Annotated in this window: 17 protein-coding genes and 2 pseudogenes; 11 read left to right on the top strand and 8 right to left on the bottom strand. The window is 51.7% G+C overall.

Translation table 11 applies throughout. The features are described 5' to 3' along the window. The first annotated feature begins 46 nt into the window (after nucleotides 1-46). Together NHU87_RS14100 and NHU87_RS14105 are read left to right on the top strand one after the other, a co-directional pair. Nucleotides 47-916: a GNAT family N-acetyltransferase gene (locus NHU87_RS14100; protein WP_253549353.1), complete on the top strand. Its 870-nt coding sequence runs from the start codon at nucleotides 47-49 to the stop codon at nucleotides 914-916. A 395-nt stretch (nucleotides 917-1,311) separates the two neighbouring features. Then, nucleotides 1,312-1,713 carry a GFA family protein gene (locus NHU87_RS14105; RefSeq protein ID WP_253549355.1) on the top strand — a complete coding sequence of 134 codons (402 nt, stop codon included), beginning with the start codon at nucleotides 1,312-1,314 and terminating at the stop codon, nucleotides 1,711-1,713. 158 nt (nucleotides 1,714-1,871) lie between these two features. Here the strand turns inward: NHU87_RS14105 and NHU87_RS14110 are convergent, their stop codons facing one another. After that, entirely contained in the window at nucleotides 1,872-2,477 is a 606-nt protein-coding gene (locus NHU87_RS14110; protein ID WP_253549359.1) for a hypothetical protein, read from the bottom strand. 283 nt (nucleotides 2,478-2,760) lie between these two features. On the opposite strand from NHU87_RS14110, the gene NHU87_RS14115 reads away from it, so the two are divergent. The 4 genes from NHU87_RS14115 to NHU87_RS14130 all read left to right on the top strand — a co-directional run bounded on the left by NHU87_RS14115 (nucleotide 2,761) and on the right by NHU87_RS14130 (nucleotide 4,642). Continuing rightward, the gene (locus NHU87_RS14115) at nucleotides 2,761-3,213 is read left to right on the top strand and encodes a YbjQ family protein (protein ID WP_253549362.1); all 453 of its coding nucleotides are present in this window, start codon (nucleotides 2,761-2,763) and stop codon (nucleotides 3,211-3,213) included. A gap of 313 nt (nucleotides 3,214-3,526) precedes the next feature. Then, entirely contained in the window at nucleotides 3,527-3,799 is a 273-nt protein-coding gene (locus tag NHU87_RS14120) for a hypothetical protein (RefSeq protein WP_253549365.1), read from the top strand. Nucleotides 3,800-3,899: 100 nt separating this feature from the next. Then, nucleotides 3,900-4,307, top strand: a complete 408-nt coding sequence (locus NHU87_RS14125; RefSeq protein WP_253549367.1) for a hypothetical protein — start codon at nucleotides 3,900-3,902, stop codon at nucleotides 4,305-4,307. Nucleotides 4,308-4,408: 101 nt separating this feature from the next. Next, the gene (locus NHU87_RS14130) at nucleotides 4,409-4,642 is read left to right on the top strand and encodes a hypothetical protein (protein WP_253549370.1); all 234 of its coding nucleotides are present in this window, start codon (nucleotides 4,409-4,411) and stop codon (nucleotides 4,640-4,642) included. Nucleotides 4,643-4,754: 112 nt separating this feature from the next. Here NHU87_RS14130 and NHU87_RS14135 read toward each other — a convergent pair whose 3' ends face one another. From NHU87_RS14135 to NHU87_RS28615, 5 genes and pseudogenes are all read right to left on the bottom strand, one after another. Further along, complete coding sequence (locus tag NHU87_RS14135; protein WP_253549373.1) at nucleotides 4,755-5,453, bottom strand: hypothetical protein; 699 nt, start codon at nucleotides 5,451-5,453, stop codon at nucleotides 4,755-4,757. Between the two features lie 292 nt (nucleotides 5,454-5,745). Further along, the gene (locus tag NHU87_RS14140; protein WP_253549375.1) at nucleotides 5,746-6,189 is read right to left on the bottom strand and encodes a PRC-barrel domain-containing protein; all 444 of its coding nucleotides are present in this window, start codon (nucleotides 6,187-6,189) and stop codon (nucleotides 5,746-5,748) included. Between the two features lie 506 nt (nucleotides 6,190-6,695). After that, nucleotides 6,696-7,346 (bottom strand): LysE family translocator, encoded by a 651-nt coding sequence (locus NHU87_RS14145; protein WP_253549391.1) that lies wholly within the window; start codon nucleotides 7,344-7,346, stop codon nucleotides 6,696-6,698. 49 nt (nucleotides 7,347-7,395) lie between these two features. Next, on the bottom strand, nucleotides 7,396-8,319 hold the full coding sequence (locus NHU87_RS14150; protein ID WP_253549394.1) for a hypothetical protein: 924 nt from the start codon (nucleotides 8,317-8,319) through the stop codon (nucleotides 7,396-7,398). Nucleotides 8,320-8,695: 376 nt separating this feature from the next. Continuing rightward, nucleotides 8,696-8,802, bottom strand: a pseudogene (locus tag NHU87_RS28615) (NADPH:quinone oxidoreductase); the annotation flags it as partial. Between the two features lie 152 nt (nucleotides 8,803-8,954). Here NHU87_RS28615 and NHU87_RS14155 point away from each other — a divergent pair. From NHU87_RS14155 to NHU87_RS14170, 4 genes and pseudogenes are all read left to right on the top strand, one after another. Beyond that, nucleotides 8,955-9,282: pseudogene (locus NHU87_RS14155) on the top strand (low molecular weight protein tyrosine phosphatase family protein). 55 nt (nucleotides 9,283-9,337) lie between these two features. Then, nucleotides 9,338-9,499, top strand: coding sequence for a DUF2986 domain-containing protein (locus NHU87_RS14160; RefSeq protein WP_253549397.1), 162 nt, complete (start codon nucleotides 9,338-9,340; stop codon nucleotides 9,497-9,499). Nucleotides 9,500-9,586: 87 nt separating this feature from the next. Beyond that, nucleotides 9,587-10,087 carry a GNAT family N-acetyltransferase gene (locus NHU87_RS14165; RefSeq protein WP_253549399.1) on the top strand — a complete coding sequence of 167 codons (501 nt, stop codon included), beginning with the start codon at nucleotides 9,587-9,589 and terminating at the stop codon, nucleotides 10,085-10,087. 250 nt (nucleotides 10,088-10,337) lie between these two features. Beyond that, nucleotides 10,338-10,892 (top strand): YSC84-related protein, encoded by a 555-nt coding sequence (locus tag NHU87_RS14170; RefSeq protein ID WP_253549401.1) that lies wholly within the window; start codon nucleotides 10,338-10,340, stop codon nucleotides 10,890-10,892. A 37-nt stretch (nucleotides 10,893-10,929) separates the two neighbouring features. Here NHU87_RS14170 and NHU87_RS14175 read toward each other — a convergent pair whose 3' ends face one another. Both NHU87_RS14175 and NHU87_RS14180 read right to left on the bottom strand, forming a co-directional pair. Then, a complete protein-coding gene (locus NHU87_RS14175) occupies nucleotides 10,930-11,526 on the bottom strand; it encodes a LysE family translocator (RefSeq protein ID WP_253549403.1) in 597 nt (198 codons plus the stop codon). Nucleotides 11,527-11,577: 51 nt separating this feature from the next. Next, on the bottom strand, nucleotides 11,578-12,414 hold the full coding sequence (locus NHU87_RS14180; protein WP_253549406.1) for an AraC family transcriptional regulator: 837 nt from the start codon (nucleotides 12,412-12,414) through the stop codon (nucleotides 11,578-11,580). A 206-nt stretch (nucleotides 12,415-12,620) separates the two neighbouring features. Here NHU87_RS14180 and NHU87_RS14185 point away from each other — a divergent pair, with 206 nt between their 5' ends. After that, nucleotides 12,621-12,983 (top strand): DUF6463 family protein, encoded by a 363-nt coding sequence (locus NHU87_RS14185; RefSeq protein ID WP_253549409.1) that lies wholly within the window; start codon nucleotides 12,621-12,623, stop codon nucleotides 12,981-12,983.

Consider the following 12,983-nt stretch of genomic DNA (forward strand, 5'->3'; position numbering starts at 1 on the left):
ACATATAGAATGTCATTACCCTCCATCAATCAATGCGACCGACGTCATGCCACAATCCACGAGTAACCTGTTTGCTTATGTCAGGAAAATCAGCGACTTCCGACCAGATGTAACCGCTATCGTGCTTTTCGGTCTAAAGGTAGAAGGTGATGATCCGGTGTATCTGGAGATTCGCTTTCGGGACTACAAAGAACTCCAGATTGAAGGTGACCACTTGATGCTCGGATTGGAGGACGCACTGGAAAGCGCCGAGTTCGAGTACGGTATTTTGTCAAGTGACTGGCGAGCAATGAGCGAGGCGGAAATTCAGCGGATTCCCATTCATTGTCGGTGGAGCGCGCGTTTAGCGAGTTGTCCGCTAAGGGTCGCTTTCTGCCGGTCTCAGTCACCAAGAGTGCTGGTTAAGTCCGATGCAAACGACAGGTCAAGTCGAATAAAAATGGTGGGCAAGCCTGTGCAATATCCAGTTGAGAACAATATGAAAGTTCGAAAAGCCTTACTAACCGATGCAGAATCGGTGTCCAAACTCCTGGGCCAGTTAGGCTACCAAGCCTCGCCAAAGCTAATCCGAGATAAGCTTGAGGCTTTAGAATTTAGCGCTCGCGATACCGTGCTGCTGGCACAAGACGGTAAAAATATTATCGGCGTCATAAGTTTACACGTACTTGAACTGTTTCATCAGCCGGGTAGGCTCGGACGCATTACCTCCCTTGTCATTGAGGATGACTTCCGAGGGCAAGGAGTAGGGGCAATGCTAGTTTCCGCTGCTGACGCGTTTTTTACAGAGCAACTTTGCGTCCGGGCTGAGGTGACTAGCAGTGACCACCGAATACAGGCTTACACTTTTTATCAGCGGCAAGGTTACGCGGTCGACGAGCGTCGGTTTGTCAAACGGTATGATTCTTCCGGGGCATAGTAAGTTTAAATTCGGCGAGCACGTCACCTTGATCAAAATATAAAACTGGTGAGCAGCGTGTATTGCCCGAACGCTTACAGATCAACGACTAGGGGCGGCGTTGGATGGGAGCCGGGCGGCGGCCCTAGACTGGTAGAAACATCATCGCGTGCTCTATCTGCCCGCCCGGATGTCAGCCGCTAGAACCATTGGCTTCGTCGTCTGGTGTCATCCAGTATCCGACCATCACAGGATCTCCGGACTGGCGAGCAGATAAAAGTCGATCACCACATCCTTCAGTACAGAACCCACATCGGTCCCCTCCGCGACAGGCCGCAATCGGCCAGGAGCGGACGTTCGACTGATCAGATTAAGGTGGTTAAGCTGACGTCTTTTCCAGCGACAGGGACGAACGCATGACAGAGATCTATCAGGGAAGCTGCCTTTGCACAGCCATCAGTTATGAGCTCCTGATTACGCCAAAAGCAGTGAGTCATTGCCACTGTAATCAATGCCGCAAAGGGCACGGTGCAGCATTCGCTTCGTATGGTAGCGTGCCGCGTAGCGCACTTCGGATACTTAACGGTGCTAGCCACATCACTACGTATTCTTCTTCAGAATCGGTGCTACGAGAGTTCTGCGCGCAATGTGGTTCGACTTTGTTCTGGTCACGCACTCAAGGCGAATTTTCCGATTGGGTTTCGATAGCACTGGGCACACTCGACACCCCGTTCACACCTCAAAAGCAAAAACACGTTTATGTCGACTCTAAAGTTCATTGGTATACACCATCCAACTCATCGCCTCAGAAAGATTGACCGCAAGGGGGCGGTTGCTGCCGACAGGAAGATAGCGGCCAGAAGCGGACGTGCAGCAATGGACGTAAGAGGCTGCCTAATACGCCTTTAAATTGCCTTCACGTCAAATCACGATCTATGCATTAGCCTCTCAAATTCCTGTCGGCAAAAAGGGCTGACTATTTTCTGGGGAGCAATGCGATCATTTGATCAAAGGACGTTACCGAATATCTCCCCTCAAGCTTTTCTACGGTGGGCATTTTGGAAGGAAACCCAAATCGCACTCTGCCGGGAAGCACTTCATCCATAGATGCGTACCAGGTCAGCAAAGCCTGTTGGAGGCGCACATGTAGCTCGAACTTACTCCGTCGGCGGGTGGTGTCTGCTTTGGCTCGTTCTCGCGCGAGCAGAGGATCTATGCGGCCAACAATGTAACAGTCAGCAAAGCCAATACGTTCTTGTGCGATCGTTTCTCTTGTGGCGTCCAACTCTATTCGCCAATCGTGTTCGCTCGCCTCGCCGATCTGCCAAAGACACCATATGTAGTGGAGCTTGAGGGGGTCACTGTCACACAAAGCCCACGATGAAATGTCTTCCATGGCCAGCGCCGTTTGCCAGCGATCCACGTTTCGCTCTGCCCAAAAAGCTGCTGCTCCAAATGAATCGTTTATCCGATCCGGCTCGTTTTCAAAACGACCGTTTTCAGCAATAACATGTTGCCCTCCATGCTTAGCACACCAGGTGGTTTTCCCGCTGGCACTGATACCCTCGACAACCAAAATCACCGTTTGACTACTCCGTTAGTTGCGCATCCTTGTAGTCTCAAACATCTGGGGCTGGATACTCTTGATCATTTGCACATTATGACTGGCAGGAGCCTTAGGCGGAAATCTACCGTTGCTGACCGGCAGCTAAGGGTCGATTGCAGCCGTTCGCGACAGGCCGTTGGACGGTGCGATGACAAATGAGTAGCTATGTTTGGTCTGATGACGGAATTGATCGGGCACAGTGGGCTTTGCGCCCCTCTCAGCAGTTTACCGACTGGAGTCCATTTAGGCAGGTAGCGTCATGAAAAGTGCGTTGATCTTCATACTCGCGACTCTGATCGCTGGATGCTCGACTTCAGGAACATCGATCAAGATCGGTGAGGATGGGCATTACCCCCCGACAAGCCCGGACTCAATATCTCTACTGCTGGAAGCACCTCAAAAGAAGTATCAGATCATCGCTCTAGTTGAGGGCGTCGCTGCAACCGACGACTACTTCACAAAGGCTCGAACTGAGACCGCTGCCATTGAGGCCATGAAGGAGGAAGCCGCCCGAATCGGGGCCAACGCCATCGTTCTAACTGGAAAGAACTCTGTACCGTACGGCCAGGCTGGCTTTGCAACCACGACCGGTTCAGCAATCGCCGCCGGTAACCATTTAAACGGTTACGCCACTACTATTTCCTCGGGGCTTGGCTGGGAAAAAATCACGTTTTCTGGCACCGCTATCAGGTACATAGATAAAAGTGAGTAACGTCGTGCCTAACAAACGGTTCAAACCGTTCGCTTCTCTCACTGGGACCGCGTACGCGCCCCTTAACCTAAACGTTATGAATATCTGTATAGGGTCGAAAGCAGACACGCGACGCCACGTGTTCCGGATTTCAATGCTTCCGGCCAAAGTAATCACGCCTGCTTTACATACAGATCCTACACCAACCTCGGAAATAGCCCCTATCCCCACTGGAGCGAATAAACCTATAGTCACCCCATCGCCCACGAAGCGACCAGGTTTGGCGACCTGCAGATCGGATCAGTCCCTTTAAATCTGATTCGGAGTTTCACCTATGGATAGATACATGCCCCTCACCGGAATCGACCTGATCCCGGCCTCCCTGCTCATCGACACCCAAGCTCCACTCGACGTCCTGCACGCCATGGCTGACTACCGCATTCGCACGGTCACGCAAGTGCTGGAAAACATCGCCTTCCGCGCCGAGGTCGGTTGCGACACGGTGGTGCTGTCGGACTTTGCCAAACTGCTGGCCATTCCGTTGCGCGATGGCTGTGACTTGATGGACGTGATCGGCCGGCGCTTGCGGGCGCAGGCGGCGGAATAAATGAAAACGGGTGCCTTGCGGGCACCCGTTTTTTGTCGGAGAGCGTGCAGAGGCATAGAATCCATCGCTCACCATGCCCCTCATTTCGCAAGGACAGTGAATGCCTTCCCATAAACGCCTTGGTAGCGTGTGTCATAGCCTCGCTCACCATGCCGCCAGTTCGCTGTCCTATGTCCATCCCCATCTCAGCGTGGCGCTGCGACCGTTGGGCGTCAGGGCTGCGGCGGTTGATCTGACGAAACAAGACCCCTGCCCTCCGGAGCTGAAAAGTCATTTTTATTTGTCCAACGCGCTCAATGCCCTGAGAGCGCGATTCGAGGAAATCCTTGAGCGGGAAGGATTCACACCGTCAGAGCTTCAAGAGGCGACGGTACTGTTTAACTACGATCAGAACGGCCTCGATGACTATTGCTGCGAGTGCCACGCTAGGCTGGTGAGCCTCAATGGCCGACAGTACGTGGCAGCAGTCAATTATCTGGGAAAATCCATCGTTCCGCAGTTTGGGTGACTTCAAAAATGGGACCAAAGACCAAACAGCTGATTTGCGTGCTTGATCAGCTCGCCGTCCGCATACCACGAGTCGAAGGAAATATGGTTTTGGAAGGTCATATGAAGATTGTTAAAGGGGCATTGTTCGTCACGCTGATTGTTGCCTTGGCTATCGGGGCATTTAATTTGATATTCGTGGCAGTGTCTGGCTACTTTGGGCCGTTCTACGAGGGGGATGCGGACCAAAGTCGGAACTTTGCAATTTGGCTTTTGGGTAATGCGGGGGTTGGGTTGCTTTCGGTTGTCATGGGTGTAGTTTTGTATCGGCGATATCTGCACAGGGCCCGTGTTTGAACGACACGATGCCAAGTAGTAGATTTCGTCGTACAACCCGTTTACCTGCCGCATCTGTCGATTATCTCCCAGGCGATACAACGCTTGAACCAGGATGCGATCAGACCGTCGATCACTCGTTCAAGTCTTTCACCAGATAGCTATCTACGATTTGCGAAACGCCCGTCAACGCAGTACGCAGCAACTCCGGTTCAGTGCGATACCGCAACGGCGTGTAGCCATAGGTGTTGGCGCCGTTGAATGCGGTGATCGGCTCGTTGCGCTGCCAGATCAGTTCCTCGCCGCGTTTCATGACACCGCTCACGGCAATCGTCGGATACACCACACTGCTGAAGCCTTGAGTCAGCGCGAATCCCCAGTTCAGGATGGTCAACTCGATCTGCGCATCGGCTGGTTCGTTTTCACCCACGATCTTGAAACGGCCGGTGGCGGTCAATTGCTCCTCGAAACTTTTTTTGACCAACTCGCCCAAATTGATATTCGCCGTTTCCATGTTGTAAAGAATCGCATCAACTGTCGACATCGAAGCCAGGTCGCCTGCCTTCAGACCTATGGCAAATCCGGCCCCTCCCAAAGCAGCTTTGGACAAGTTCGATGCACCAGCTGCCATTCCTACGCCAGCGCCGACTCCTGCGCCCAATGCAGCGCCCCATGCCTGTTCACGTCCCATGTAACTCATTTCCTTGGGTTTCCATACGACCGGGAGAATTTTCACCGTATGGATCTGTGTACGATACTCGGGCTTGAATTTCTGGTTGGCGCATCCGGCAAGGAAAAGAACGGCAAATATCAGGACAGCAATCTTCTTCATAAACAACTCACGACACCAAAGGAATGTGCGGAGTTTGTCGTCACCAGCAGGAAATTCTGAAGAGGAATGAGGAGCGCTGGTCGCGAGTGCTATTGCGGCAGGCAGCAGGCAGCTACCGGCGAACGCCCGCTTTTGGCCGTTCTGATGTGGACACAATCCACCCTAAACCCTTGTTACTGTCGCAATGCGCGCCTTAGGGTTTGCCCCCCCAACGACCCATCTTGACGTCGTTGTTTGCTCGGCGCGCATCACTCTTCGTTTTAGATATGGACAGTTAACTTTTGTCGATACGTTATCTCCGAACGGTATCGTAATCGAACGGTTTGGTTCCATAGAACGAATGGATTTCTGTTGCCCAGGTTTCGTCGGCCATATTAGGCCAATTATCCTTGTCAAAACCTGGTGCATTTTCCAAGCGTTCTTTCTCTACGTTTAATACGAAACGCTTATTTACTGTATCGAGTGTCAATGCATTCCAGGGTACCGCAAACAGTTTTTCTCCCATGGTAAGAAAGCCACCAAAAGATAGAACCGCATAACTCACTCTACCGCTGCGAACATCCAACATGATTTCCTTGATATCTCCCAAGTCTTCTTCATTATGGTTATAAACATCATTTCCAATGAGTGTGTCCGCCCCCATCAGGTCGGGGCCAGGCCCCTGTTCGTCGGAGTCGGCATCTCGCAGGAGGTTGGTTTTGTATATGCCATAGGTATCGCGGTCTTCGTAGTTCATTACTATCTCCTATCAGCAATCGCCAATCAATTAGAAAATGTACCCATTGACTTGATGGCTGTATTAGTGGGAGTCACCCGCTCTCGAAAAGGTTGAATTTTTTTTCTGCATGACGACGAATGGCAAGTGGAAGCAAAAGTAGTTAATCAGCTTTTAATTAGCGCGCTAAGCATGTGTGATGTTTTGTTTTTATTTTGAACAATAATTAGATCGATATCGTAGATTCCTGGATGAAGTGATTTCCCCTTCATGGCAACTACGTCGCCGGCCTGCATATGACTTCATAAATATGAAGATTAAGTTTTGGTTCCCACTACAAACAAACTACTTTTTTTGGTGTGCCTATCCGCCTGAAAAAATACAGAAAAACCTGGTACGCAGTGAATGCCGTAACCAGGTGATATAAAGCGTGTATTGTTCTGATCCGTTTGTCTCTGTTACGAGATAAAAAGCCACCTAAATGAGATCAGAAATTTATATGTCGCAGCAGACAAAATCCGAGGACTTCACACGCTTTCGATCATCAAGCTAAAGTTGATGGAGAAAATAAGGGCTGCCGAGAAGCAGATAAACACCACACCCCCAATTCTATTGACGATCAAAAAGCCCCTGCCAAGAGAAACTTTTTGTCGTGCTGAGGTGGCGATATAGCCATAGGTGAAGTGAATCAAGCACACCAGTGCGCAAAACGTCGACGCCAACAATGTGAATTGAGGAACGAACGGTTGGTCTGCCTTTATGAATTGCGGAAAAAGAGCCATGAAGAAAACGATTGGCTTGGGATTAAGCATCGAAATGAAAAAACCCTGCCTGAATCGGGCTATTACACTGGGGGTGTATTCAGAGTGTGTTATTTCATTGAGGTTATTTTGAAGTTTCGGCTTGGATCGCAGGAGCTTTAATCCAAGGTAGATCAGGTAAGCCGCACCCATTAGTTTAACGACGTTCATCATCCAGGCAGAGCTGGAAATAATCGCTCCTACACTGCTTGCCGCAATGATAGAAATCCCCCCCATGCCGAGGGTCACTCCAAGGATTCCAGGCAAAGCATTCTTCAGTCCATAGGTGAGTGAGTTTGTTAATGTAAGTAACACCCCAGGACCCGGACTGGCGATCGTCAAGCATGATATCGTCACGTAAAAAAGATATTCTTCCACTGTTTATCTCCACGCAAAACAAAAGAAGGGCATAAGCCCTTGTGATTATTCAACTTGTTTTTGAAATTTTTAACGAACGGTACTCTTGACCTTCAAAGAACGGGCTGTCAACAAGAAGTTCGCCATGTTCCTTTGCGACTTCTAAGTGAAAGCGCGTCGGCCCCGAGTATTTGAAATGTTCGCGGGGAATTTCAAGGTCATGAGCGCGACGATAGTCATAGGTACTGGTGTCGCAGAAGAAGCGCATGACAAACGCTGCGCGCGAGCTTACGGGGCCTTCCTCAAGCATGATGCTTCGGTGAATGACATTCTTGTCGAAAATGAGCGCATCACCCACCTCGAATTCGTCCTCGACGGCAAAGTGATCCAGTAGCTTTTTAATCGCTGGGTCATTCAACGGACCATCGCGAAGGTGCACGAACTCATCGATGGTGGTCTCCTCACCTCGTTCAATACGTTCCGATAGGAGTTGGAAAATCGAAGGATCGACGTGTTCATACATGAACGCCCCCGATACGGCGTCTTTTGGCACATACGCCATACCGCCTCGTTGCCCTTTGGGGTCGATATTTACCAAAGGAGCCCAGATTGTGCAGCCATAATCTTCCGCTTGGTGATAGCCGAAACTTTGCGTACCGATATGCCAAGGGAAGCCCTTGTTTTTCATCTTTTCAAGCTCGAAGGAAAGAGCTTGGGCAAAAAACATGGTTTTACCCGTCAACGTTTTCATGACATTTTTGAAGTGATCATCTTGAATAACGCTGGCAATCATCGGATCGCCATCATACATATCAAATGCCAAACGGCTAAAGCCGCTCTGATATTTATCAGTAGGCGTGGAGATACGATCACCAATGGTGGATGTTAAATAGCCGGTTATATCTCTATTGTAAAAACCTTTGAGAAAAAGAAAGCCCTGCCTGCGAAATTTCATCACCTGATCTTCGGTGACTTGAAACCTTTCGTTGATCATTACAACTCCATGTTGACTGATGTGGTACAGGACATTTTCGTGTGCTATTAAATACGACTAATTTTCCATGCCCCAGGCGCCGCGCACTGTAAAGTGCCCGTTATGGGTACGAGATATAAAAAATTAGTAGGAAATTTTATTGCCCGAATTCTACGGTGTCTGAATAGCGGCAATTAGCATATGAGATGTCATTCCTTTCACTGATACAGCTCCCTCAATGAGAAGATCCTCTTCTCATTGAGGGAAAGCCTAATATGCTAAAAACGTTTTGTAAACATTTTCTGACTACAAGATTTACCAGAGACTCGCAAACGCAATCTGCGAATTAGCTAAAACAAGTGTTCACCGCCCCAACGGTTGTGAAAACGAAGTGATAACTGGCGTTCACTCTGAGCGCCGCACGCACGATCAGTGCTTCCCACGCCGTCCCGCCAACCAAGGTCAGGCTTGCCGCCTCAAGATGGCCAGCGAAGGAAGCTTCTTCCAGATAACGCTTTGGGCAGCAACCAGAAGCGAACGCTGCTGGTATCAGGAACTCAACAACTGGCCATTGCCCCGATTCACGCTTACCATACTCGCAACTCGTATTACCGGGGCTGCTGACCCCGCACCACCCGCCAACTGTTGGATCAAGAGTGACAAACCTCCTGTTCGTCTGCAGTCGTAACCAATGGCGCAGTCCCACGGCTGAAGCGATTTGGCACCGCCGCCCCGGATTCCATGCCCGCTCGGCGGGCACAAGCCCGAACGCACGCAAACCCATCGGCCCAGCGGATATTTGCTGGGCCGATGTCATCTTTGTCATGGAACGCAAACACTTGAATCGCCTGCAGGCCCAGTACCCTCGCCTGCTTGAACACAAACGGATTCACTCTTTGGATATTCCCGACGACTTTCACTACATGGATCCCTGAACTGGTGGGCATGCTCGAAAACGCAGTGGAGCCCTATCTCACTACCTAATCTTCGTGCGACAACCTCTGCCATCATTCAAGAACTTACAAGCCGAGTAGAAAACATGAATCGTCGTAAAAAAATAAAGCAGTTATTAAAAGCGCACGCTAAAAAGGCCAGCGCCAAATTGGCACCGCCAAGCAAGTCTAAATACATTAGTAAAGCCGACCGATTGAAACTGGCTGCTGAACCCAGTCACGACTCAATCATTTCCTCTGAGAGCTGATCCAGGTATTTTGAGGCACTCTCGGAATTCACAACCTGATCCACCACACAACGACCCAGTAGTTCTACCGAAAAGGGAGGCGACCTTATGAAACCCGTCAGAATTCGCACCCTCCAAAATACTGACGCTGAGGCGTTGCTGACATTTGAATTGGACAATCGCGAGTGGTTCGAGCGTTTCATTGACGCGCGCGAGGCTGCTTTTTACTCGCTGCAGGGCGTCACCGATCACATTGCGGCTTATTTATCTGGTTTTACCGCCGGAACCTGGCACCCCTTTGTCCTCGAAGAGGTTGACGGAAAAATAGTTGGGCGAGCGAACCTGAAAGGCATCGACATGTCCGAGCGGTCGGCAGAAGTTGGCTATCGGATTGCTCAAAGCGCTTGTGGACGGGGACTGGCAACGCTGGCGGTGGAGCATTTGATCCAGGAGGCGCAGTTACATTGGAATCTTAAACAACTGGTTGCCAACGTATACGCTGGAAATATCGGCTCGGCAAAAGTACTCGAACGGTGTGGCTTCCTGATCGAACCTATGTCCTGGCAAGAAGGGACAGAGCAAGAATATCGGTATGGTCTTTCGATTTAGATGACGGGCACCTTGTGAGTGTCCGTTATTTTTACAGTTGGCCATGGCAGTTTCTGACGACGAACCCGGCTGATACAAAGAGGTCAAAGCAGGTGATGACGTCGCCAATGATCAAAGGCTTCATTCAAGGGCGAAGTCAGTAGCTCACTTACTTTAGGGTGCGCCGGATAATTTCAGCAGGCTCGGATGTTGCCGAGGGGCAAGTGCTGACTGCTGCTCACATCCAATGCTCCCGTATCGGAGTACTAACATGACTCAGTCAATGCGGTTCTTCCTATCGATTGTCCTTGCGACACTGGCATCGGCCAGCTTCTTGAACACTGCGAGTGCGGCAAGCGCCGAGGATCTGGATGTTGACTCTCGGCAAGCGTTGCAAACTCTCTACAAGTCCACGCCATTTGCTGAAAGCATTTCGCACAACGCCAAAGCGATTCTTGTCTTCCCGAAAATCATCAAGGCGGGCCTTGTGTTTGGCGGCAGCTATGGCGAAGGCGTGTTGTTGAAGGACAAGAAAGTAGAGAATTATTACAACTCCGTAACCGGGTCTTGGGGGCTGCAAGCAGGCGCCCAGTCGTACGGCTATGCGGTTTTCCTGATGACCGACAAAGCCGTGGACTACATACGTCAAACCAAGGGTTGGGAAATCGGCGTAGGACCCACTGTTGTTATGGTTGATGAAGGGGTGGCGAAGAACATGTCCAGCACGACGATAAAGGACGATGCCTATGCGTTCATTTTCGACCAGCAGGGGTTAATGGCCGGGATCAGCATCGAAGGAACCAAGATTTCCCTGATCAAGCGCTAACACCGGTGATTTGGCGCATGGATGCGCCAGTCCATTCCTACATCAGCACGGTCAACCAGGCCGACATCAGCAGCAAAAAAGCCAGTGCAGTGTTCATGCGTTTGAACGCCTGTGGCGAACCAAAAGCCCGGGCACTGCCCACGCCGAGCAACGCCCACAGGGTCATGCACGGCACGGAGACCAACAGAAACATCAGCGACAACACCAGCAGCCGCAGGGGCTTGTCGCCGCCACCGACAAATACGCTCACCACCGCCACCGCCATCATCCAGACCTTGGGGTTGACCAATTGCAGGGTGGCGGCGCCGAACACGCTGAGACCTTCGTCGCGCGGGGTGGCTGATTCCCGGGACGGCGGCGCGCTTTGAAAGATCTGCCAGGCCAGCCAACTCAACCAGAGCACCCCGGCCCAAGCCATCGCCTGCTGCACACGCGGAAACCGCAGCAGCGTTTCGCCCACGCCGAGCCCGACTGCAAACACAATCAGCGCCGCCGCCACGCAGGCGCCAAAAATAATAGGCAGCGTGGCACCCAGGCCCCGCCGCGAACTGTGGCTCAACACCAGAATATTGGTCGGTCCCGGGGTAATCGAGGCAACGAACGCAAACAGCAGGAAAGGCAGCAACGATTCCATGGCATGGACTCCTTTATAAATTGGGAAACCATGGTCGCGAATCAGTGGGATTCAGTCTGGAAGGTTTGAGCAGCGCTTGCGGTAATCCGCGGGTGTGAGCTGGTAAGCACGGCGGAACCAGCGCCCCATATGGCTTTGATCGGCGAACCCGAGAGCACTGGCTACCTGCGCCGGCGACTCGCCCCGCGCCAGCAACTGTCGCGCCTTGGCCAGGCGCAGTTGGATCAAATAAGCATGAGGCGCCAGCCCAAAGGCTGCCTTGAAGGCCCGCGTCAGACGAAAGCGATCAACCCCACACGCTTGGGCCAGATCATCCAGGCCGATGTCTTCGTAGACATGGGCATGCAAATAGTCACGCGCAACCTGGGCCACCCACGGCAAGCGCGGATCAAAGGCCTGACGCTTGCGCCAATCAAGATGGCAAGTGAGCGCGCCCAACAAGGTGTCGATGGCGTTCTGGCGCACAATGCGCAAGTCGCCCTCATGAAGCGCGTGGAAGGCTTGAAAAATGGCGGTGGCCAGGCGCGGATCCTGGCTCAATGTGTCGGCAAAACCCGGCTGACTGTTGGCCGGCGCGTGCTCGAACAACGCGTGCAACTCCCGCTCCAGCCAGTGCGGATCGAGGTAGAGCATGGAATAGGTGAAACCCTCCTCGGTAGGCGCATGCCCATCGTGGATTTCCCCCGGTTCCAGCATGAATACCTTGCCCGGCGTACTGAGGTGGCGAACGCGCCGGCAATTGAACTGCTGCACGCCCTGCTCGGTAACCCCCACCAGAAAACTGTCATGCCAATGCGGATCGTAGGCATGCCCCTGAAAATGGGCACGAATCGATTCAATCCCGGTATCGGCGTCCTGGGACAACTCAATCCAGTTGCGTCTATCCACGGAAGGCTCCATCGGTAATGGTTCAGCGTTTATCTGTGCGGATAACTAAACTACCGCGCAATGGAAAAGGACGTTTAGAAGATTTGTGCAGGTTCCTCGGCAAATGCGCCTGGCGTGCCGTCGGTGGCGCAGCCTAACATGCGGGCTAAAGACTGCTCCAAACGCTAGATACTCATCCAACCTTACCGTTACGGAGCATTTGAAATATGTCAAACATCGTCGCATGGACGCTGTTCGCCTTGGGCGCCCTCCATATTCCATTCGGTATCATCAAGTTCAAAACAGCATTCGCCGCCGCTGTAGACTCTGGCTTCGTTGACCAATTCAGAACGCACGAAGATCGGCGTACTGCCCTCTGGTTTACCCTGCTGGGGCCGCTTTTTATGCTCGCAGGGCATACAGCGATCCACGCCGTAGCAGTGGGTGATCTCGCGCTACTTAAAATTGTTGGCATCTATGTGCTGATGATCTCGATCATTTGCGTCATTGCTGTTCCAAAATCGGGGTTCTGGGCAACGCTGCTGGTTTCGCCGCTGATCATCGCGGCAGGGTATGGCTTGTACGCCTGA

It is taken from the genome of Pseudomonas mandelii (assembly GCF_024138395.1).
Taxonomy (GTDB): Bacteria; Pseudomonadota; Gammaproteobacteria; order Pseudomonadales; family Pseudomonadaceae; genus Aquipseudomonas; species Aquipseudomonas mandelii_E.

Excerpts from the sequence above, each read along its gene's own strand:
- NHU87_RS14100 (WP_253549353.1), top strand. The coding sequence starts at position 47 with ATGCCACAATCCACGAGTAACCTGTTTGCTTATGTCAGGAAAATCAGC.
- NHU87_RS14105 (WP_253549355.1), top strand. The coding sequence starts at position 1,312 with ATGACAGAGATCTATCAGGGAAGCTGCCTTTGCACAGCCATCAGTTAT.
- NHU87_RS14115 (WP_253549362.1), top strand. The coding sequence starts at position 2,761 with ATGAAAAGTGCGTTGATCTTCATACTCGCGACTCTGATCGCTGGATGC.
- NHU87_RS14120 (WP_253549365.1), top strand. The coding sequence starts at position 3,527 with ATGGATAGATACATGCCCCTCACCGGAATCGACCTGATCCCGGCCTCC.
- NHU87_RS14125 (WP_253549367.1), top strand. The coding sequence starts at position 3,900 with ATGCCTTCCCATAAACGCCTTGGTAGCGTGTGTCATAGCCTCGCTCAC.
- NHU87_RS14130 (WP_253549370.1), top strand. The coding sequence starts at position 4,409 with ATGAAGATTGTTAAAGGGGCATTGTTCGTCACGCTGATTGTTGCCTTG.
- NHU87_RS14135 (WP_253549373.1), bottom strand. The coding sequence starts at position 5,453 with ATGAAGAAGATTGCTGTCCTGATATTTGCCGTTCTTTTCCTTGCCGGA.
- NHU87_RS14140 (WP_253549375.1), bottom strand. The coding sequence starts at position 6,189 with ATGAACTACGAAGACCGCGATACCTATGGCATATACAAAACCAACCTC.
- NHU87_RS14150 (WP_253549394.1), bottom strand. The coding sequence starts at position 8,319 with ATGATCAACGAAAGGTTTCAAGTCACCGAAGATCAGGTGATGAAATTT.
- NHU87_RS14160 (WP_253549397.1), top strand. The coding sequence starts at position 9,338 with ATGAATCGTCGTAAAAAAATAAAGCAGTTATTAAAAGCGCACGCTAAA.
- NHU87_RS14165 (WP_253549399.1), top strand. The coding sequence starts at position 9,587 with ATGAAACCCGTCAGAATTCGCACCCTCCAAAATACTGACGCTGAGGCG.
- NHU87_RS14170 (WP_253549401.1), top strand. The coding sequence starts at position 10,338 with ATGACTCAGTCAATGCGGTTCTTCCTATCGATTGTCCTTGCGACACTG.
- NHU87_RS14175 (WP_253549403.1), bottom strand. The coding sequence starts at position 11,526 with ATGGAATCGTTGCTGCCTTTCCTGCTGTTTGCGTTCGTTGCCTCGATT.
- NHU87_RS14185 (WP_253549409.1), top strand. The coding sequence starts at position 12,621 with ATGTCAAACATCGTCGCATGGACGCTGTTCGCCTTGGGCGCCCTCCAT.